Source organism: Rhodococcus sp. B7740, assembly GCF_000954115.1.
Lineage (GTDB): Bacteria > Actinomycetota > Actinomycetes > Mycobacteriales > Mycobacteriaceae > Rhodococcoides.
On record NZ_CP010797.1, the window covers coordinates 4,917,501 to 4,939,120 of the forward strand.

The 21,620-nt window shown below is 64.0% G+C and carries 12 protein-coding genes and 1 pseudogene; 12 read left to right on the forward strand and 1 reads right to left on the reverse strand.

The window, feature by feature from the left end; all coding sequences use genetic code 11:
• Positions 1-4 precede the first annotated feature (4 nt).
• From NY08_RS23090 to NY08_RS23145, 12 genes and pseudogenes are all read left to right on the forward strand, one after another.
• Positions 5-865 (forward strand): MlaE family ABC transporter permease, encoded by an 861-nt coding sequence (locus tag NY08_RS23090; protein ID WP_027498223.1) that lies wholly within the window; start codon positions 5-7, stop codon positions 863-865.
• Positions 862-2,217, forward strand: a complete 1,356-nt coding sequence (locus tag NY08_RS23095; RefSeq protein ID WP_008713865.1) for an MCE family protein — start codon at positions 862-864, stop codon at positions 2,215-2,217. The genes NY08_RS23090 and NY08_RS23095 overlap by 4 nt, the downstream gene beginning before the upstream one ends.
• Positions 2,214-3,281 carry an MCE family protein gene (locus NY08_RS23100; protein WP_027498222.1) on the forward strand — a complete coding sequence of 356 codons (1,068 nt, stop codon included), beginning with the start codon at positions 2,214-2,216 and terminating at the stop codon, positions 3,279-3,281. Before NY08_RS23095 ends, NY08_RS23100 begins: the two co-directional genes overlap by 4 nt.
• On the forward strand, positions 3,278-4,276 hold the full coding sequence (locus NY08_RS23105; protein ID WP_045199027.1) for an MCE family protein: 999 nt from the start codon (positions 3,278-3,280) through the stop codon (positions 4,274-4,276). Before NY08_RS23100 ends, NY08_RS23105 begins: the two co-directional genes overlap by 4 nt.
• Positions 4,276-5,559: an MCE family protein gene (locus NY08_RS23110; protein WP_027498221.1), complete on the forward strand. Its 1,284-nt coding sequence runs from the start codon at positions 4,276-4,278 to the stop codon at positions 5,557-5,559. Before NY08_RS23105 ends, NY08_RS23110 begins: the two co-directional genes overlap by 1 nt.
• A 29-nt stretch (positions 5,560-5,588) precedes the next feature.
• Positions 5,589-6,857: an MCE family protein gene (locus NY08_RS23115; RefSeq protein WP_027498220.1), complete on the forward strand. Its 1,269-nt coding sequence runs from the start codon at positions 5,589-5,591 to the stop codon at positions 6,855-6,857.
• A complete protein-coding gene (locus NY08_RS23120) occupies positions 6,854-8,101 on the forward strand; it encodes an MCE family protein (RefSeq protein ID WP_045199029.1) in 1,248 nt (415 codons plus the stop codon). The genes NY08_RS23115 and NY08_RS23120 overlap by 4 nt, the downstream gene beginning before the upstream one ends.
• A gap of 84 nt (positions 8,102-8,185) precedes the next feature.
• Positions 8,186-8,863 (forward strand): hypothetical protein, encoded by a 678-nt coding sequence (locus tag NY08_RS23125; RefSeq protein ID WP_045199031.1) that lies wholly within the window; start codon positions 8,186-8,188, stop codon positions 8,861-8,863.
• A gap of 58 nt (positions 8,864-8,921) precedes the next feature.
• Complete coding sequence (locus NY08_RS25705) at positions 8,922-9,812, forward strand: hypothetical protein (RefSeq protein WP_045199033.1); 891 nt, start codon at positions 8,922-8,924, stop codon at positions 9,810-9,812.
• A 212-nt stretch (positions 9,813-10,024) separates the two neighbouring features.
• Positions 10,025-12,601 carry an aminotransferase class III-fold pyridoxal phosphate-dependent enzyme gene (locus NY08_RS23135; RefSeq protein ID WP_045201022.1) on the forward strand — a complete coding sequence of 859 codons (2,577 nt, stop codon included), beginning with the start codon at positions 10,025-10,027 and terminating at the stop codon, positions 12,599-12,601.
• 492 nt (positions 12,602-13,093) lie between these two features.
• On the forward strand, positions 13,094-16,600 hold the full coding sequence (rpoB, locus tag NY08_RS23140; protein ID WP_032393968.1) for a DNA-directed RNA polymerase subunit beta: 3,507 nt from the start codon (positions 13,094-13,096) through the stop codon (positions 16,598-16,600).
• Positions 16,601-16,697: 97 nt separating this feature from the next.
• A pseudogene (locus tag NY08_RS23145) lies at positions 16,698-20,653 on the forward strand (DNA-directed RNA polymerase subunit beta').
• Between the two features lie 135 nt (positions 20,654-20,788).
• Here NY08_RS23145 and NY08_RS23150 read toward each other — a convergent pair.
• The gene (locus tag NY08_RS23150) at positions 20,789-21,613 is read right to left on the reverse strand and encodes an alpha/beta fold hydrolase (protein WP_045199036.1); all 825 of its coding nucleotides are present in this window, start codon (positions 21,611-21,613) and stop codon (positions 20,789-20,791) included.
• Positions 21,614-21,620 lie beyond the last annotated feature (7 nt).

Genomic DNA, 21,620 nt, shown 5'->3' on the forward strand with positions numbered 1-21,620 from the left:
CGCGATGACGATCGCACGAGGTCGCGGTGACCGCACGCTGATGCGCGTCAAGCGCGTCGGCAACGCCCCGCTCAACGTGCTCGACCGCGCAGGCGAGCAAATGTCGTTCTACCTGCGGGCCATCGGGTGGATTCCCAAGACCGCAGTGCATTACAAGAAGGAGGTGCTCCGCCTGCTGGCGGAGGTCACCTTCGGCAGCGGTGCGCTCGCCGTCATCGGTGGGACCATCGGCGTGATCGTGATGATGTCCGGCTTCACCGGCATCGTCGTCGGTCTACAGGGCTATGCAGCCCTCGAACAGCTCGGTAGCTCCGTGCTCACCGGATTCCTGTCCGCGTACGTCAACACCCGTGAGATCGCGCCGATTGTCGCAGGACTGGCACTCTCGGCCACCGTCGGCTGTGGTTTCACCGCCCAGCTCGGTGCCATGCGAATCTCCGAGGAGATCGACGCGCTCGAGGTGATGGCCGTACCCAGCGTGCCGTTCCTCGTGACCACCCGCATGATCGCAGGCTTCGTGGCCGTCATCCCGCTGTACATCGTCGGGCTGTTGGCGTCGTACGTCGCATCCCGAGGGATCAGCACCATTTTCAACGGGCAGTCCACGGGGTCCTACGACCACTACTTCAACCTCTTCCTACCTCCGGAAGACGTGTTGTATTCGTTCTTGAAGGTGCTGATATTCGCCTTCGTCCTGATCATGATCCACTGCTATTACGGCTACCACGCCTCTGGCGGACCTGCCGGTGTCGGCGTCGCAGTGGGCCGTGCCGTTCGTACCGCGATCGTCACGATCGCCGTACTGGACTTCTTCTTGAGCCTCGCCATCTGGGGCACGACCACCACAGTGAGGGTTGCGGGATGATCGACTCGCCGTCGCGACTGAAGCGAGTACTCCTCGGTTTGGCGTTCTTCCTGGTGCTCATCCTGTTCCTGGGGTGGAGCATCACGTCCTACAACAAGACGTTCAAAGATGTGGTGAAAGTCAGCCTCGAAACCGACTCGGTCGGCAACGCGCTGCCGATGAACGCGGATGTCAAGGTGCGCGGAATGATCGTCGGCGAGGTGCGCTCGGCGTCCACCGTCGACGGCGTCGTGACCTCGCAGCTCGCCATCGATCCGGACAAGGCACCGCTGATTCCGTCGAACGTGACGGCACGGTTGCTTCCCAAGACACTGTTCGGTGAGCGCTACGTCTCGTTGATCGTGCCCGAGAACGATGCGGCGTCGCCGATCTCCGAGGGCACGGTCCTCAAACAGGACACCAGCGGAAACGCCATCGAGGTCGGGCAGTTGCTCGACGGCTTGCTTCCACTGCTGCAGGCGATTCCGCCACAGGATCTGGCGAACACCCTCGGGTCGTTGGCGCAGGGCCTCAGCGGGCGCGGTGAGCAACTGGGCCAGACCATCGACAACCTGACGAACATCGTGTCGGGTCTGAACACGGAGTTGCCGAACATCCAGCAGACGTTGGTCGGGCTGGCCGACTTCTCGCAGACCTACGCAGACGCGGCACCGGACTTGGTCTCGGCGCTGGACAACTTGCGGACGACGGGCAACACCGTGGTCGAGCGGCAGTCCAGCCTCGACACGCTGTACGGCTCCCTGACCTCGGCGTCGTACACCACTGCGGACTTTCTACAGACCAACTCCGAGAACCTGATCGGATTGGCCGCGAACTCTCGGGAAGCGCTCGAGCTGCTGGCCGAGTTCTCCCCGACGTTCGGCTGCACGTTCACTTATTTCGCCGAAGGTGCCAGGCGCGGAAAAGTCGTACTCGGTGAGGGCGACGAGTACCCCGGCATCAACGTCTCCGCACCGTTCGTCAACCCGAAGGGTCGTTACTTGCCGAACCAGGACGAGCCGCGCTTGTTCGACGATCGCGGAGCCACCTGTTTCGAGCCCGCGGCGCCGGGGGAGTTCTTCCCGCAGTATCCGGGAGGCTCGATCAACGACGGTTCCTACCAGGTGCCGACCCGGAACCCGGGCCCGCAGGTGATCGAAGGACAGGGACCACCGAAGTCTGCCCAGAGTTCCATCGTTCCCGCCGTCTCCGCATCCGCGCAGCCGGCGAGCTACGAGGGCTCCGACTTCGAGCGCGACACTCTGGCCGTGATCTACGGACAGGCGAGTGGTGTTGCACCGGACAGTATTCCGTCGTGGGCGGCCGCTATCGGCGCACCGGCACTGAGAGGAGTGGAGGTGACCGTGCCATGAGAGGCCTTCTCGCGCCGATCATCAAGTTGGTCGTGTTCGCCGTGATTACGATCATTGCTACGGCCACCCTTGCCTTCACCATCGCCAATTCCAGCGGCGGCGGCGGCACCAAGTTCTCGGCTGTGTTCACGGACGTCACGTCTCTCAACGAGGGCGACGAGATTCGTATCGCGGGCGTTCGTGTCGGCCAGGTCGACAAGATCGAGATCGCCAACGAGCGCGAAGCCAAGGTGGACTTCACTCTGAGCAGTCGTGATTGGCTCCCGGCCAGTTCGACGGCGACCATCCGATTCCGGAACCTGGTGGGCCAGCGCTACATCGCCATCGAGCAGGGTTCGGGAGATCAGGGTCGGAAGATCACCGACGGTGCCACCATTCCGTTGGAGCGGACCAAGCCTGCGGTGAACCTGACCACGCTCTTCGACGGCTTCCGCCCGCTGTTCACCACGCTCAGCTCCGATGACGTCAACAAGCTGTCGTACCAGATCATTCAGGTGTTCCAGGGGGAGTCGGGCACCATCAACGAACTGGTCACCAATACGGCGACCCTGACCAACACCGTCGCCGACAAGGATCAGGTCATCGGGCAGGTCATCACCAATCTGAACAACGTGTTGGAGACGGTGAACCAGAACGACGGGCAGCTCGACAGCCTGATCGTCAACACGCAGCAGCTCGTCTCGGGCCTGTCGGCCGACCGTGGTGTCGTCGGCTCCGCCGTGACGTCGCTCGCCGGCCTGACCAACGCGACCGCCGACCTGCTCGAGCCGACCAGGCCGTCGATCCAGGGTTCGGTGACTGCGTTGAACACGTTGGCCGAGACAGTCAACCGACGAAGCGACGACGTGGACACGGTCCTCGGAATTCTGCCCGTCAAACTCGAGAAGCTCATTCGCACGGCCCAGCAGGGATCCTGGTTCACCTTCTATCTGTGCGGTATCGACATCGTCGCCGGACCGGGTAGTTCGCCGAATCTGAATCTGCCGACCGGGCTGCCGACCGTCAACCAGCCGCTGTACACGAACTCCGCAGCGCGTTGCAAAGCTGGGGGGATCAAGCAATGACATCTCGTCGTAGTCCGGCCACCATCGGTGCGCTAGGTATCGCAATCATCCTGCTCGCCACGATGTCGGTCTTCTTTCTCGACCGGCTCCCGATCATCGGTGCGGGTTCGGTGTACACCGCCGAGTTCAGCGAGGCAGCAGGGCTCAAGCCGCCCAACGAAGTGCGCATCGCGGGCGTCAAGGTCGGCAAGGTCACCGATGTGCGTCTCGAAGGCGACCGGGTGCTCGTGGACTTCACGGTCAAGGACGCCTGGGTCGGCAACGAGTCGCGAGCGGCCATCGCCATCAAGACTGTGCTGGGGCAGAAATATCTGGCGCTCGACCCGAGCGGTCCGGAGACGTTGAGCCCCAAGGACCCGATTCCGCTCGAGCGCACCACGTCCCCGTACGACGTGATCGACGCGTTCTCCGCTGCGGCCTCGACCATCAGCGACATCGACACCGATCAGCTGGCGACGAGCATGCGGACCCTGTCCGAGGCGTTCTCCGAGACGCCTGCGAACATCCGTGCCTCGCTCGACGGTGTGACTCGGTTATCGCAGACCGTGGCCAGCCGTGACGAGGAACTGAAGAAGCTGTTCGAGGCCACCGGCGAGACCTCGAAGGTGCTGGCCGACCGCAACGAGCAGTTCAACCAACTGATCACCGACGCGGGCCCGCTTCTCGAAGAGCTCAACAATCGGCAGCAGGCCATCTCGCAGCTGCTCACCGGCACTCAGCGAGTGTCGCAAGAGCTGACCGGCCTGGTTCGCGACAACGAGGCCACCATCAACCCGATGTTGCAGCAGCTCAACGGCACCATCGAGATCCTGCAGCGCAACAACGACAACCTCGACCGTGCGCTGAAGCTGTACGAACCGTTCATTCGGCTGTACACGAACCTGACCGGCAACGGCCGGTGGATAGACATCACGCTGGCAAACCTCACACCGCCCGGAGTTCCGTTGATACCTGGTTACCGCCAGCCCTCGCTCGATACGTTGGCGGGGAACTGATGACAGACACGCAGACAGCACCGAGAAGCAAGAACAAGCTCGCGCTGATCGCCGTCGTCGTGACCGTGGCGCTCGTCCTCGCGGTCGCCGGCTGGTGGCTGTTCACCAGGGCCGGAACGACCAAGATCACCGCCTACTTCGACAAGTCGATCGGCATCTATTCCGGCTCGGAGGTGCGCGTGCTTGGCGTCAAGGTCGGTACGGTCGACTCCGTGACGCCGCAAGGCGAAGACGTGGAGGTCGTCCTCCGCGTCGACCGTGGGGTCGACATTCCTGTGGACGCAAAGGCCGTGCAGGTCACCCCGTCGCTCGTCGCCGACCGCTACGTCCAGGTTTCACCCGCCTACACCGGCGGCGACACCATGGCCGACGGCGCGACGATCGGTCGCGATCGCACCGCAACCCCCGTCGAGGTCGACGAGCTGTACAAGTCCATCGACGACCTGTCCACCGCCCTCGGTCCGGACGGCGCGAACAAGGACGGCGCTCTCACAGATCTGGTCAACACCGGTGCAGCCAACCTCGACGGCAACGGTGAAGCGTTGGGCAACAGCATCACCCAGCTCTCGGCCGCCGGTCGAACGTTGAGTGACTCGCGCACCGACGTGTTCGACACGATCAAGAACCTGCAGACGTTCGTCAGCGCCTTGGCCGTCAACGATCAGCAGGTACGCAACTTCAACACCCAGTTGGCCGACCTGACCGGTTTCCTGTCGGGGCAGCGAGAGGACCTCGGAGCTGCACTCCAACAGCTGTCGGTCTCGCTCGGCGACGTGGCGACGTTCGTCGCGGACAACCGGACCCAACTGACCGATGCCGCGAACGGTCTCACGGTTCCGACGCAGACACTCGCCGACAACCGCGAGCAGCTGGTGCAAACGCTCACGTTGCTGCCGCTGGCCATCAGCAACCTGGTAAACGCCTACGACGCCGAGTCGGGAACGCTCGCCACGCGCGCCAATCTCCAGAACGAGACCCAGGATCCGCTCGGCACCCTGTGTCAGCTCATCGATCTCGGAAAGCTGGTTCCCGGTGATCCGCGCTTCGAAGCACTCGGTGCGCAGATTCAGCCGATCATCGATCAGTGCTCCAACATCACCACGATGATCCAGGCCCCGATCAAAGACCAGAACCGGATCGTGCTGCCGTTCGGCGTTCTCACCAACGACATCGAGCAGAACGTGTCCGTGCCGGGCACCGTGCCTGGCGTCGTCTCGCCCAGGCTCGGAAACAGCTCGATGCCCGGACTGGAGCAGTCGTACATCGGAGGTGGGGGACAGTGAGAGCCTCTGTGAATCGGAATCGAGCTCGAGTGAAGCGTTCTTTGGTGGTCGGAGCCGGTGCGTGCGTGGTGGCGCTGTCGGCCGGAGCATGCTCGTCGGCCGGCATCTACGCGATACCGCTGCCCGGCGGTGCCGACGTCGGTGAGAACCCGTTGAACCTGACGGTGCAGTTCGACGACGTACTGGACCTCGTCCCGCAGTCGACCGTGAAGGTCGACGGCGTCTCGGTCGGCCGCGTCGACTCGATAACGGTCCCGAACGACGGCTGGACCGCCGACGTCAACGTCATCTTGAATTCCGACGTCGACCTTCCGGCCAACGCGATCGCATCGGTGCAACAGACCAACCTGTTGGGCGAGAAGTTCGTGCAGCTCTCGGCACCTCCTGGCGACGAGGAAGCAGCGCGTCTGCAGGACGGGGCCACGATCCCGCTCGATCGCACCCGCCATGCCACCGATATCGAACAGGTACTCGGTGCGCTCTCGCTGCTGCTCAACGGCGGCGGTGTCGGGCAGCTCTCGCCGATCGTCAAGGAACTGAGCACGGCGTTCGACGGTCGCGAAGGCAGAACCAAAGAGCTTCTGCAGCAAGCGAACACCCTCATCGACGGCCTCAACCAGCAGCGTGACGACATCACCCGCGCCATCGACGGGCTGGACACTCTCAGCGGCCGCGTCAACACGCAGACCGACAAGATCGACGCAGTGCTGAAGGATCTGCCGATCGCCACCGAGGTTCTCGAGCAGCAGCGCCCGCAGCTGACCGAGATGCTCGGAGCGCTCGACCGTCTCGGAGCCGTCGGCACCGACGTGATCGACCGTTCCAAGGACGATCTCATCGCGGACCTGCGGGCACTACGCCCCACGCTCCAGGCCCTGGCCGATTCGGCGGACGACGTGGTGAGCTCGCTCGCGGTGATCCCCACCCTGCCGTTCGCGGACGGCACCGAGAAAATCATCGAGGGCAACTCGGCGAACCTGTTCCTTTCGCTCGACCTGTCGATCGGAACTGCGTTGCGCAACTTCGGCGTCGGGGAGGGCGATCCGGTCTACATCCAGCCCAAGTACGGCAACACGCTGCCCGTCGTCGACCCGTCGAATCCGTACTACAACGGCAACGGACCGCGCCCGGGTTGGCCGACGATCTCGCTGCTGCCGTTGCCGCCGATCATCCCGTCACCGGTTCCCGGTCCGGGTGCACCTGCGAACGAGCAGGCAGCGGCGGCCGCCGCGCCCGCACCGGCCGATCCGTTCGCACCGTTGAACGATCTGCTCGAGCGATTCGGAGTTGGACAGTGAGATCGAGACTGGTTCGCATTCAATTGGTCCTCTTCGTCGTGGTCGCCGTAGTGGGGTCGGTCTATGTCGGTGCCAAGTACGTGCGACTTGACAACATGCTCGGCTTCGGGCAGTACCAGGTCGATCTGAACCTCGCCGATTCCGGTGGCATCTTCTCCAACGCCGAGGTCACCTACCGAGGTGTCCCGGTGGGAACCGTCGGAGATCTGGAACTGACGGAAGACGGGATCCGAGTCGCGCTCATGCTCGACGACGGCGGCCCGGACATCCCTGCCGACACCAAGGCCGTCGTGGCCAACAGGTCGGCCATCGGTGAGCAGTACGTCGACCTGCAACCCGAGACCGACCAGGGCCCGTTCCTGGTCGACGGTTCGCAGATCGCGGAGGCCGACACCACCACACCCGTGCCGGTGGAACAGGTTCTCGCCAACACGAACACGCTGGTTCGGTCGGTACCGCTGGATACGTTGACGCGAGTCGTCAACGAGCTCGGTGTGGCGTTCGACGGAAAGGGCACGGATCTTGCGTCTCTCGTCGATTCGCTCGGGAACATCTCGGAGGCAGGCAACGAGGCGCTGCCGCAGACGCTCGCGCTGGTGCGCGACGCGGTGCCGGTGCTGAACACGCAGTCCGAGCAGTCGGATCTGATTCGGCAGTTCAGCACCAGCTTGGATGAGGTGACGGCTCAGCTGAAGTCCAGCGATCCGGACATCCGTCGCCTGATCGACACCGGCACAGCGGCGGGCGATCAGCTCGGTGGTCTCATCACCGATGCCGGTCCGGCTCTGACGACCGATATCAACAACCTGGCACTTGTTGCTGCGCAGGCCGAACCCCGGTACTTCGCGCTTCGTCCGTTCCTGACGTTCCTGCCTGCCCTCGGTGCCGGCATCTCCACCATCGTCCCGGACGACGGCACGATCCATCAGGGCCTGTTGCTCGAGACCAACAACCCGCCCCCGTGCACGGTGGGCTACGAGGGCAGCCAGGCGATCCTCGACGAGGAGAAGCGCAAGAACCCGAACTTCGATCCGACTCGGGAGAATTACCCGCTGAACCTCGACGCGAACTGCGCCACACCTCAGGGCAGCGTGACGGGCGTTCGTAGTGCGAACCGCATCGTGTTCGCCGATCCGGATGTGCCGCAGCCGTGGGACCTCAAGCCCAAGGTCGATCCCGAGAAGTTGAACCTCAACCCGATCGCCACCCAGTTGGCACCGCTGATCGGCGTCACGCCGAAGTAGTGAAATCGGAGAAACTGCTGCTCAGCACTATCGTCGGGCCGAGAGCGGTTCGGCCAGATATTACCGAGTAGTAGGGTGGAAAGTGTGAACTCGAGCACCGAAGCCCCGGAGTCCCCAGCGACTCCGGGGCAGAACAAGACAGCGAAGATTCTGCTTGCGGTCGTGACCGTGATCGCCGTGGTTGCGCTCGCAGCGGCAGTGTTCTTCGGTTACGGCTGGGGCAAGGCGTTGTTCAGCCAGAAGCCCATGGCGGACACCCGCGACGCGGCTCTCACCGGCGCTCAGCAAGCGGCCGTCAACCTCAACACGGTCGACGCGGCCACCATCGATCAGTCGTTCGACAACATGAAGTCGTCCATCACCGGCGACCTGATGCTCAACGACCTCGAGCAGACGCGGTCGGGCATTACCGACCAGGTTCGTCAGTCCGGTGCCAAGAGTGAGGCAGAGGTTCTGCACGCAGCGATCACCGAGCTCAGTACCGACGAGAACACCGCCGAGGCGCTCGTTGTCATCGCGACGACGACCACCTGGCCCGATCGCGTCGAGCGGAGCAAGCTGACGATGCGATTGGCCATGGAAGAGATCGACGGGGTGTGGAAGACCAACAAGGTCGACCCCATCGGTTCACGGATCTCGCTCGACAACCCGAACACCAACCCCGTCGTCCCGACCGATCCGGGCGGCCCCGCCGACCCGAACGCGGCCGACCCCAGTGCGGAAGCGACGCCGGCTCCCCAGCCGGACACCGGCGGCAACTGAGGTACCCGGCAGTGGTGTCTTCCGTCTGTACCGAAGTGAGTTTCGAAGGAGTTCTGTAGTGCCTCCCCAGCGTCGCAAGATCGTTCCACCCACCACCACCAGCAAAGTACGCCGCAAGGTGGCCGGCACCGGGAAGCCGACTGCTGCATCCACCGTCACGGGCTCGACCACCGAGGGATCCGCTGCCGACGACACGACGGCTGTCACGACTCCGCCGCCGAGCACGCCGATTCTCGACAAGCCCGCAACGGACAAGCCCGCAACGGACAAGCCTGCAACGGACAAGGCTGCAACGGACAAGCCTGTTCTCGACAAGCCTGCACTCGACAAGGTCGCGACCGAGGAACCCGCACTCGACAAGCCTGCAGAAGGCGAATCTGCCGACGAATCCACCGCAGCCGAGTCGTCCACCGCCGCTGAGTCGTCCACGGTCGCTGGCTCGTCCACCGCGTCGGGGTCGGGTATCGGCTGGAAGCACGTGATCGTCGTTGCGGTCATTGCCGTCGTGCTCGGCGCGTTCGCTGCCGTTGCCGCGTTCAAGCCGTTCGCCACGATCGACAATGCGGCCTGGGTGGATTCCGCGGCGACGCAGGAAGTCACCTCGGCTGCGACCGATGCGTTGCAGACTCTGTACACGTACAAGGCCGCCACGATCGACGCCGATTTCGACGCGGCGCGTGCAGTGCTCAATCAGTCGATGCTCGACGAGTTCAACTCCACTGCCGAAACCACCAAATCGGCTGTGGTGCAGACGGATACGGGGACCGAAGCGATGGTCACCGATATCGGAGTCACGCGGCTGGAGGACGGCATGGCCGAGTTGATCGCCAACGTGAACATCAGTGCCACCCAGAACGGCGTTGCCTCGGGCAGTGCCGAGGGTCCGTTGACGGTGAACATGGAGAAGGTCGACGGCACCTGGAAGCTGTCGGCCATCGACGATCAGTAGGAGCTCGGCCAGCATTCGATTCGGCCCCGTTCGACGCAGAAGCCCTGCTCGGACGGGGCTTTTTCGTGGGCTTTTCCGCCATCTGTCACCGGCTTTCCATCGCGTTACCATCGCGATTGCGTCCTGGCTTGGGACGAGCCCTGGTTGTTCGGGACAACCAATCGAAGCTCGACAGCCAGGGGTGGATCCGATGAAAACGGAGCATGCTGGTCATGACTGACACAACTATCGAATATTCCGTGGTGGAATCCAGGTCCGGTCGATCGGGGTTTGCCGAGCACGTCAATCCCGAACTGTATCGGCTGTTGTCTGCGCTGAATCTGGATCGCGAGTACGTGCGCGGCGACGGGACGGTCCTGTTCGACGCCTCGGGTCGTCGCTATCTCGACTTCGCCGGGGCGTACGGTGCGCTCCCGTTCGGGCACGGTCCCACTCCGATTTGGCAGGCGGTCAACGACGTTCGTTGCAGTGGAGAGGCGATTTTCGTACAGCCCTCGGTGTTGAGCGCGGCCGGTGAACTGGCAGATCGGTTGGGGCGCATCGCACCCGACGGATTGACGCGGACGACGTTCGTCAACAGTGGTACCGAGGCCACCGAAGTGGCGCTGAAGATCGCGCGAGCGCACACCGGTCGGTTGGGGGTGTTGACGACCGGGAACAGTTTTCACGGCAAGACTCTCGGTGCTCTTTCTGCGACGGGAAACGTCAAGTACCAGAGCGGTTTCGGCGCTCCGGTCGAGGGATTCGATCACATCGAGTTCGGTGATTCGGATGCGCTCGACGCGGCACTGGCGGCGGACCCCGGGCACTATGCGGTGTTTCTGGTGGAACCGATTCAGGGTGAGGGTGGCGTGGTGTGTCCGCCCGACGGTTACCTGCGCCGCGTGCGGGAGATCTGTGATCGGCACGGGGTGTTGATGGCCCTCGATGAGGTGCAGACCGGGCTCGGCCGGACCGGCAGGATGTTCGCGGCGGAGCACGAGGGCGTGGTGCCGGACATCCTGACCGTCGCCAAGGCGCTCGGTGGCGGCATCGTGCCGGTGGGTGCGGTGTTGTGTGCGCCGAGGCTGGTGAACGAGAGTTTCGCGCTGCGCCACACGTCCACGTTCGCGGGCAACGCATTGGCTGCGCGGGTGGGTATCGCGGTTCTCGACGAGTTGACCCGGGACGACTGCGCGGTGGTGGAGAACGCGGCCGTTCTCGGGCGGCAGTTGAAGCACGATCTGAGTGCGTTGGCAGAGAAGTACCCGTCGGTGGTCACCGAGGTGCGCGGACGCGGGTTGTTGCTCGGCATGGAATTCACCGCGGACGTCAACATGGTCGGGCGGCAGTCGTTGCTGGGATCGATTGCCGATCAACACAATCTGGCCGTGGTGATCTGCTCGTACCTGCTCAACGTCGAGGGGATTCGAGTGGCTCCGACCCTGTTCGGTAACAGGGTGATTCGGATCGAACCGCCGCTGACGGTGTCGGCGGTGCAGTGCTCGCGGCTGGTCGCAGCACTGGATCGGGCGTTGGGGTACGCGGCAGCGGGGGACATGGACGGGTTGTTCGGGCATCTGCTCGGCCGCCCGACCGTCGCCACTCCGCCTGCTCTCGAGGCGTTGCGTCCGGGTCGAACGCCCGATATCGCGGTGCGGGCGACGGATCGGCGCTTCGCGTTCATCGCGCACCCTCTCGATCTGGGGTTCTTCGCGGCGTTCGATCCGGCACTCGAGGTGTTCGATCACGGCGAGCGGCAGGATCTGCTCGAGCGGTTCGCGGCGTCGACGTCCGAGCTCGAACCTGCGTCGTTCGTCATCGGCAGTGGCCGGGTCGTCGGAGGTGGGGATGCGACGGCGCACGGCGATCTGGTCGGGCTGCCGTACACCTCCGAGCAGTTGCTGCGTCTGCCGACCGAGCGTGCGCTCGCTGTGGTGGGCGGGGCCGTCGAGCTGGCGATCTCGCGCGGTGCGACGGTTGTCGGGTTGGGCGGCTATTCGTCGGTGATCACCGGGAACGGGTTGGGCCTCGGCGCGACGACGCGACCGATCACCACCGGCAACACGTTCACCGCTGCGGCGAGTCTGCGGGCTGTCCGACGCGTGTGTCGTGAACGCGGTATCGATGTCGCGCGGGCTCGGGTGACGATTCTCGGTGCCGCCGGGGCGATCGGGCGAACCATCGGCAAGCAGTTGGCCGGCGAGGTCGGCGGCATCGTGTTGGTCGGCAGGAAGGGGGAGAGTTCGGTCATCGCGCCCAAGTTGTGGGCGGCCGCGCAGGAGATGGTGTCGAGTGCTCGGGTCGGTGCGGGTTCGGGGGATCTGGCCGGGGCCGCGCACGCGGTCGACGGCGATCTGGACGATCTGATCAGATCGCGCCATGTCGAGTTCTTCACCGATCCTGTTGCTGCGGTGAAGGATTCGTTGATCGTCATCGCTGCCACGTCGGCACCGCATGCGCTGATCGATCCGACGGATCTGATGGAGGGTGCCATCGTCTGCGATGTGGCGCAGCCACCGAACATCGGCCGGGACGTGCGCAGTGAGCGGCCCGACGTCACGGTGTTCGACGGCGGCATCGTGCGGGTGCCGTCGGGTTCGGATTTCGGGTTGACCTACGGGTTGGCACCGGGGTTGACGTACGCCTGCATGGCCGAGACGATGCTGATCGCGTTGTCGGGTGAGTTCGGTCTGCGCAGCATCGGGACCACCCTCGACGGCGACAGCGTGGAGCGGTTGGGTGAACTGGCAGATGTCCACGGGTTCACGCTCGCCGAGGCCACGCGGTGGCGCGAGGCCGACCGGTAGACGACAGGGGGCGGGGCGCGTCGGGGTCCCCGCCCCCGGCTGCGTCAATGGACCATTGCATACGTCTCGGCGGTGCAGTGGTCCATCGACGCGACCGGTTCGAGTGCGGTCTCACGGAAAACGGATCGGGCCGAACCTCTTGACGAAGGGGGCGGCACGGGTCAGTCTTGTCGTCAGGAGCACCCCCAGTGGTTTTTCGAAGCGCAGTGGTTTCGGCATCGGGCGTCCGGCAGGCGACACGCTTTCGCCGAGTCAGCGCGTGAATGGACCCCGGGTGCTACTTTTGATGCCCCCGTTGCGCTGTGCGCACATTTGGGGTACCTTTGGACGTTGCGCTGGCTGCCTCCTGTCCACCTCTCGATCGCTGTTACCCGAAAGCACGTTTTCGGGCCGCTGTGATGGGGATTCGGTCTGGTTGCACCAGCCGAAATTCGCCCCACATATAGCAAACAGATACAGCGGCGGTCGCACTGCACGAGCGACCCGCGTGAGGTGCTGGAAGGACGCATCTTGGCAGTCTCTAGCCAGACCAAGGCAGTTGTCGGAACACCGGGAGCCCCGAGGAGGGTTTCGTTCGCGAACATTCGCGAGCCGTTGGAGGTACCCGGTCTCCTCGATGTACAGACGGATTCGTTCGAATGGCTGGTAGGTGCGCAGAGTTGGCGTGACCGTGCCGCCGCCCGGGGAGACAGCAGTGTCGCCGGTGGACTCGAGGACATCCTGACCGAGCTCTCTCCGATCGAGGATTTCTCGGGCTCGATGTCTCTGTCCTTCTCCGACCCACGGTTCGACGAGGTCAAGGCCTCGACGGATGAGTGCAAGGACAAGGACATGACGTACGCGGCTCCGCTGTTCGTCACGGCCGAGTTCATCAACAACAACACCGGTGAGATCAAGAGCCAGACGGTCTTCATGGGTGATTTCCCGATGATGACCGACAAGGGCACCTTCATCATCAACGGCACCGAGCGTGTCGTGGTATCGCAGCTGGTGCGTTCTCCGGGCGTCTACTTCGATCATTCGATCGACAAGACCACCGAGAAGGACCTGCACAGCGTCAAGGTGATCCCCGGCCGCGGCGCATGGCTCGAGTTCGACGTCGACAAGCGCGACACCGTCGGTGTCCGTATCGACCGCAAGCGTCGCCAGCCCGTCACGGTGCTGCTCAAGGCTCTCGGCTGGTCCACCGAGCAGATCACGGAGCGCTTCGGCTTCTCCGAGATCCTCATGGCCACCCTGGAGAAGGACAACACCGCCGGTACCGACGAGGCACTCCTCGACATCTACCGCAAGCTGCGTCCGGGCGAGCCGCCGACCAAGGAGTCGGCGCAGACCCTGCTGGAGAACCTGTTCTTCAAGGACAAGCGCTACGACCTCGCTCGCGTGGGTCGCTACAAGATCAACAAGAAGCTCGGCCTCAACTCGGGTCAGCCCATCGTGGCGTCGACCCTCACCGAGGAAGACATCGTCGCGACCATCGAGTACCTGGTGCGTCTGCACGCAGGTGAGACCTCGATGACCGCACCCGACGGCGTCGAGGTTCCGGTCGAGGTCGACGACATCGACCACTTCGGCAACCGTCGTCTGCGTACCGTCGGCGAGCTCATCCAGAACCAGATCCGCGTGGGCCTGTCCCGCATGGAGCGCGTCGTGCGCGAACGTATGACGACTCAGGACGTCGAGGCGATCACGCCGCAGACCCTGATCAACATCCGTCCCGTCGTCGCTGCGATCAAGGAGTTCTTCGGAACGTCCCAGCTCTCGCAGTTCATGGACCAGAACAACCCGCTGTCGGGCCTGACACACAAGCGTCGTCTGTCGGCACTGGGACCCGGCGGTCTCTCTCGTGAGCGCGCCGGCCTCGAGGTCCGCGACGTTCACCCGTCGCACTACGGCCGCATGTGCCCCATCGAGACCCCGGAAGGCCCGAACATCGGCCTGATCGGATCGCTCTCGGTGTACGCACGCGTCAACCCGTTCGGGTTCATCGAGACCCCGTACCGCAAGGTCGTCGACGGCAAGGTCACCGACGAGGTCGATTACCTGACCGCCGACGAGGAGGATCGCCACACGCTCGCGCAGGCGAACTCTCCGGTCGACGATTCGGGCCACTTCATCGAGGACAAGATTCTCGTCCGTCGTAAGGGTGGAGAGGTCGAGTTCGTCTCGTCCGACGACATCGACTACATGGACGTCTCACCGCGACAGATGGTTTCCGTCGCGACCGCGATGATTCCGTTCCTCGAGCACGACGATGCCAACCGTGCCCTGATGGGTGCCAACATGCAGCGTCAGGCCGTCCCGCTGGTTCGCAGCGAGTCGCCGATCGTCGGAACCGGCATGGAGCTGCGTGCAGCCGTCGATGCCGGTGACGTCGTCATCACCGAGAAGACCGGTGTCGTCGAAGAGGTCTCCGCCGACTACGTCACGGTCATGGCCGACGACGGATCGCGCAAGACCTACCGGATGCGCAAGTTCGCGCGCTCCAACCAGGGCACGTGCGCCAACCAGCGTCCGATCGTGGACGAGGGCCAGCGTGTCGAGTCCGGCCAGGTCCTCGCCGACGGCCCCTGCACCGAGAACGGTGAGATGGCACTCGGCAAGAATCTGCTGCTGGCGATCATGCCGTGGGAGGGCCACAACTACGAGGACGCGATCATCCTGTCGCAGCGCCTCGTGGAAGAGGACGTTCTCACCTCGATCCACATCGAGGAGCACGAGATCGATGCTCGCGACACCAAGCTCGGTGCCGAGGAGATCACTCGCGACATCCCGAACGTCTCCGACGAGGTCCTCGCAGACCTCGACGAGCGCGGCATCATCCGGATCGGTGCCGAGGTTCGTGACGGCGACGTGCTGGTCGGAAAGGTCACGCCGAAGGGCGAGACCGAGCTGACCCCCGAAGAGCGCCTGCTGCGCGCCATCTTCGGTGAGAAGGCTCGCGAAGTTCGCGACACCTCGCTCAAGGTTCCGCACGGCGAGAACGGAAAGGTCATCGGCATCCGCGTCTTCTCGCGCGACGACGACGACGATCTGCCTCCCGGCGTCAACGAGCTGGTCCGCGTCTACGTGGCTCAGAAGCGCAAGATCCAGGACGGCGACAAGCTCGCCGGCCGTCACGGCAACAAGGGCGTCATCGGCAAGATCCTCCCGCAGGAGGACATGCCGTTCCTGCCCGACGGCACCCCGATCGACATCATCCTCAACACCCATGGTGTTCCGCGTCGTATGAACATCGGTCAGGTCCTCGAGACCCACCTGGGTTGGATCGGCAAGACCGGTTGGAACGTTCAGATCGCCGCGGACGGCACGAAGCCCGATTGGGCCGAGCGTCTGCCCGAGGAGATGTTGGCGGCTCCGGCCGACAGCAACATCGCCACTCCGGTGTTCGACGGTGCCAAGGAGAATCAGCTCGCCGGCCTGCTGGAGAGCACGATCCCCAACCGCGACGGCGAGCAGATGGTCGGACCCGACGGAAAGGCCACGTTGTTCGACGGCCGTTCCGGCGAGCCGTTCCCGTACCCGGTGTCGGTGGGCTACATGTACATCATCAAGCTGCACCACTTGGTCGACGACAAGATCCACGCTCGTTCGACCGGGCCGTACTCGATGATCACGCAGCAGCCCCTCGGTGGTAAGGCACAGTTCGGTGGTCAGCGCTTCGGTGAGATGGAGTGCTGGGCCATGCAGGCCTACGGTGCCGCGTACACGCTGCAGGAGCTTCTCACCATCAAGTCGGACGACGTTGTCGGCCGCGTGAAGGTGTACGAGGCGATCGTCAAGGGCGAGAACATCCCGGAGCCCGGTATCCCCGAGTCCTTCAAGGTGCTCCTCAAGGAGCTCCAGTCGCTGTGCCTCAACGTGGAGGTGCTGTCCTCGGACGGCGCAGCCATCACGATGGCCGACGGTGACGACGAAGACCTCGAGCGTGCCGCAGCCAACCTGGGAATCAACCTCTCCCGCAACGAAGCTGCCACGGTCGACGACCTCGCTCAGTAGTTCTGTGATCCCCGTGCCTGCGTCACTGCAGGCACGGGGGTGATCACGCTTTTTCTGATTCGGTATCACAACACCCATAACGGGGAAAGGAAGTTACGTGCTCGACGTCAACTTCTTCGATGAACTTCGCATTGGCCTTGCCACTGCGGACGACATCCGTCAGTGGTCCTACGGCGAGGTCAAGAAGCCGGAGACCATCAACTACCGCACGCTCAAGCCCGAGAAGGACGGCCTCTTCTGCGAGAAGATCTTCGGCCCCACTCGGGACTGGGAGTGCTACTGCGGCAAGTACAAGCGCGTCCGCTTCAAGGGCATCATCTGTGAGCGCTGTGGCGTCGAGGTCACTCGCGCCAAGGTGCGTCGTGAGCGCATGGGCCACATCGAACTGGCGGCTCCCGTCACGCACATCTGGTACTTCAAGGGTGTGCCGTCGCGTCTGGGCTACCTGCTCGACCTGGCTCCGAAGGATCTCGAGAAGATCATCTACTTCGCTGCCTACGTCATCACGACGGTCGACGACGAGCTCCGTCACAACGAGCTCTCGACGCTCGAGGCCGAGATGGAGGTCGAGAAGAAGGCCGTCGCAGATCAGCGCGACGCCGATCTCGAGGCTCGTGCGCAGAAGCTCGAAGCCGACATCGCCGAGCTCGAAGCCGAGGGTGCCAAGTCCGACGTGCGCCGCAAGGTCAAGGACGGTGGCGAGCGTGAGATGCGTCAGCTCCGTGACCGCGCGCAGCGTGAGCTCGATCGTCTCGAGGAGATCTGGACCACGTTCACCAAGCTCGCTCCCAAGCAGCTCATCGTGGACGAGCTCATCTACCGCGAGCTCATCGACCGGTACGGCGAGTACTTCACCGGTGCCATGGGTGCCGAGTCGATCCAGAAGCTCATGCAGACCTTCGACATCGATGCCGAGGCGGAGTCTCTTCGCGAGACCATCCGCAGTGGCAAGGGTCAGAAGAAGCTGCGTGCGCTCAAGCGTCTGAAGGTCGTCGCTGCGTTCCAGGCCGGCCGCAACTCGCCGATGGGCATGGTTCTCGACGCTGTCCCGGTCATCCCGCCGGAACTTCGTCCGATGGTGCAGCTCGACGGTGGACGTTTCGCGACGTCCGACCTCAACGACCTGTACCGCCGCGTCATCAACCGCAACAACCGCCTCAAGCGTCTGATCGATCTCGGTGCCCCGAGATCATCGTCAACAACGAGAAGCGGATGCTGCAGGAGTCGGTCGACGCCCTGTTCGACAACGGCCGTCGTGGGCGTCCGGTCACCGGACCGGGTAACCGTCCGCTCAAGTCGCTGTCCGACTTGCTCAAGGGCAAGCAGGGTCGCTTCCGTCAGAACCTCCTCGGCAAGCGCGTCGACTACTCGGGCCGTTCGGTCATCGTCGTCGGCCCGCAGCTCAAGCTGCACCAGTGTGGTCTGCCGAAGCTGATGGCTCTCGAGCTGTTCAAGCCGTTCGTGATGAAGCGCCTGGTGGATCTGAACCACGCGCAGAACATCAAGTCGGCCAAGCGCATGGTCGAGCGTCAGCGTCCGCAGGTGTGGGACGTTCTCGAAGAGGTCATCGCCGAGCACCCCGTGCTGCTGAACCGTGCACCCACCCTGCACCGGTTGGGCATTCAGGCGTTCGAGCCGCAGCTCGTCGAGGGCAAGGCCATCCAGCTGCACCCGCTCGTGTGTGAGGCGTTCAACGCCGACTTCGACGGTGACCAGATGGCTGTCCACCTCCCGCTGTCCGCCGAGGCTCAGGCCGAGGCACGCGTGTTGATGCTGTCCTCGAACAACATCCTCTCGCCGGCATCGGGCCGTCCGCTCGCCATGCCGCGTCTGGACATGGTGACGGGTCTATACCACCTGACGCGTCTCGACGCCGGTGCTGTCGGCGAGCGCGTCGACGCATCGACCGATCAGGCCGAGTTCGGGGCGTACTCCTCCCCGGCCGAGGCTCAGATGGCCGTCGACCGTGGAGCGCTCACGGTGCAGTCGCAGATTCGGGTTCGTCTCACCACACAGCGCCCGCCGCGTGACATCGAGAACGAGTTGTTCCCCGAGGGCTGGAACCGCGGCGACGCGTGGACCGCGGAGACCACTCTGGGACGCGTGCTGTTCAACGAGCTGCTTCCGGCGGACTACCCGTTCGTCAACGAGCAGATGCCGAAGAAGCGTCAGTCGACCATCATCAACGATCTCGCCGAGCGTTACCCGATGATCGTGGTCGCGCAGACCGTCGACAAGCTCAAGGACGCTGGCTTCTACTGGGCCACCCGTTCGGGTGTCACCATCTCGATCTCCGACGTCCTCGTGCCGCCGGAGAAGCCGCAGATCATGGAGACCTTCGAGGCTCAGGCCGATCAGATCGAGAAGAAGTACCAGCGTGGCGCACTCGACAAGGTCGAGCGCAACTCCGCACTGGTCAAGATCTGGCAGGACGCGACCGAGCAGGTCGGTAAGGCCATGGAGGCCCACTTCCCCGACGACAACCCGATCCCGATGATCGTGAAGTCCGGCGCAGCCGGAAACATGACTCAGGTTCGCTCGCTCGCCGGCATGAAGGGCTTGGTGACCAACCCGAAGGGTGAGTTCATCCCGCGTCCGATCAAGTCCTCCTTCAAGGAAGGCCTGACGGTTCTCGAGTACTTCATCAACACGCACGGTGCTCGTAAGGGTCTGGCCGACACGGCGCTTCGTACCGCCGACTCGGGCTACCTGACGCGACGTCTGGTCGACGTCTCGCAGGATGTCATCGTTCGGGAAACCGACTGTGGCACCGAGCGCGGCATCGTCACGACGATCGCCGAGAAGACCGCCGACGGCAAGATGATCCGCGACGCTCACGTCGAGACCAGCACGTACGCCCGCACGTTGGCGAACGACGCTGTCGACGAGAACGGCACGGTCATCGTCGCTCGCGGACACGATCTCGGTGACCCGGCCATCGACGCGCTGCTCGCTGCGGGCATCACGTCGGTCAAGGTTCGCTCGGTGCTCACCTGCACCACGGGAACCGGCGTCTGCGCCACCTGCTACGGCCGCTCGATGGCCACCGGCAAGCTGGTCGACATCGGTGAGGCCGTCGGTATCGTTGCCGCGCAGTCCATCGGTGAGCCCGGAACCCAGCTGACCATGCGTACCTTCCACCAGGGTGGTGTTGCCGGAGATGACATCACCGGTGGTCTGCCTCGCGTGCAGGAGCTGTTCGAGGCACGTGTGCCGAAGGGCAAGGCTCCGATCGCGGACGTGTCGGGACGCATCCAGCTCGAGGACGGCGATCGTTTCTACAAGATCACCATCGTCCCGGACGACGGCGGCGAAGAGGTTGTCTACGACAAGCTCTCCAAGCGTCAGCGTCTGCGCGTCTTCAAGCACGACGACGGCACCGAGCGCCTTCTGGCGGACGGTGACCACGTCGAGGTCGGCCAGCAGCTCATGGAAGGTGCTGCCGATCCGCACGAGGTCCTGCGTGTGATGGGTCCCCGTCAGGTGCAGATCCACCTCGTCAACGAGGTCCAGGAGGTGTACCGGTCGCAGGGTGTGTCGATTCACGACAAGCACATCGAGACGATCGTGCGTCAGATGCTCCGTCGCGTGACGATCATCGACAGCGGCTCCACCGAATTCCTGCCCGGGTCACTGACCGAGCGCAGCGAGTTCGAGTCGAGCAACCGTCGCGTCGTCTCCGAGGGTGGCGAGCCCGCAGCCGGACGTCCGGTCCTGATGGGTATCACCAAGGCATCGCTGGCCACCGACTCGTGGCTGTCGGCTGCGTCCTTCCAGGAGACCACTCGTGTGCTGACCGATGCGGCGATCAATTGCCGTAGCGACAAGCTCATAGGTCTCAAGGAGAACGTCATCATCGGTAAGCTCATCCCGGCTGGTACCGGCATCAACCGGTACCGGAACATCACGGTGCAGCCGACCGAGGAGGCGCGTGCCGCGGCATACGCGGTGCCGTCGTACGACGATCAGTACTACAGCCCGGATGGCTTCGGCCAGGGAACCGGCGCTGCAGTGCCGCTCGACGACTACGGTTTCTCCAACGAATACCGCTAGAGCGACTCCGTCGCATGTGAGCAGAACTTCGTAGCCCACTACGAATTTCCGCTCACGACGACAGAGCCTGCAGACAAAGCCCCGCATCGACTTCGGTCGATGCGGGGCTTTGTCGTCGGTTGTGACCGTGATGCGTCAGGACCGGAAGAACTCCAGCATGTCGGCGTTGATCGTCGCTGCTTCCGTCGTCGGCATGCCGTGCGGGAAGCCGGGGTAGGTCTTCAGCGTGCCGTTGGGCAGTAGCTTCGCCGAGAGCACACCCGCGTTCTCGTAGGGCACCACCTGGTCGTCCTCGCCGTGTAGCACCAGCGTCGGAATGTTCACCCCACGCAGGTCGTCGGTGAAGTCGGTCTGTGAGAAGGCGACCACGCCGTCGTAGTGGGCTTTCGCACCCCCGATCATTCCCTGACGCCACCAGTTGGCGATGACGCCTTCCGACGGGGTGGCCCCGGGCCGGTTGTAGCCGTAGAAGGGGCCCTCGGCGAAGGTGCGGAAGAAGTCGGCGCGGCGCGTGGCGACCTGAACCTGGACGTCGTCGAAGAACGACTTCTCGATACCGCCGGGGTGGTCGTCGGTCTTGACCATGATCGGCGGTACCGCACTGATCAGCACCGCCTTGGCTGCGCGTTCCTCTCCGTGGCGCGCCAGGTAGCGGACTACCTCGCCGCCGCCGGTGGAGTGGCCGACGTGGATCGCGTCGGTCAGATCGAGGGCTTCGACCACGGCGGCGAGGTCGTCGGCGTAGTGGTCCATGTCGTGCCCGTCACCGACCTGTTGGGACCGCCCGTGACCGCGTCGATCGTGGGCGACGACGCGATAGCCGTGCTCGAGGAAGAACATCATCTGGGCGTCCCAGTCGTCCGACGACAGTGGCCAGCCGTGGCTGAAGACGACAGGCTGACCCGACCCCCAGTCCTTGTAGAAGATCTCGACGTTGTCCGGTGTTGTGATGGTTGGCATGAAAGCA

Coding starts and splice junctions, on each gene's coding strand:
- NY08_RS23135 (WP_045201022.1), top strand. CDS start 10,025: ATGACTGACACAACTATCGAATATTCCGTGGTGGAATCCAGGTCCGGT.
- NY08_RS23105 (WP_045199027.1), top strand. CDS start 3,278: ATGACATCTCGTCGTAGTCCGGCCACCATCGGTGCGCTAGGTATCGCA.
- NY08_RS23095 (WP_008713865.1), top strand. CDS start 862: ATGATCGACTCGCCGTCGCGACTGAAGCGAGTACTCCTCGGTTTGGCG.
- NY08_RS23100 (WP_027498222.1), top strand. CDS start 2,214: ATGAGAGGCCTTCTCGCGCCGATCATCAAGTTGGTCGTGTTCGCCGTG.
- NY08_RS23090 (WP_027498223.1), top strand. CDS start 5: ATGACGATCGCACGAGGTCGCGGTGACCGCACGCTGATGCGCGTCAAG.
- NY08_RS23110 (WP_027498221.1), top strand. CDS start 4,276: ATGACAGACACGCAGACAGCACCGAGAAGCAAGAACAAGCTCGCGCTG.
- NY08_RS23150 (WP_045199036.1), bottom strand. CDS start 21,613: ATGCCAACCATCACAACACCGGACAACGTCGAGATCTTCTACAAGGAC.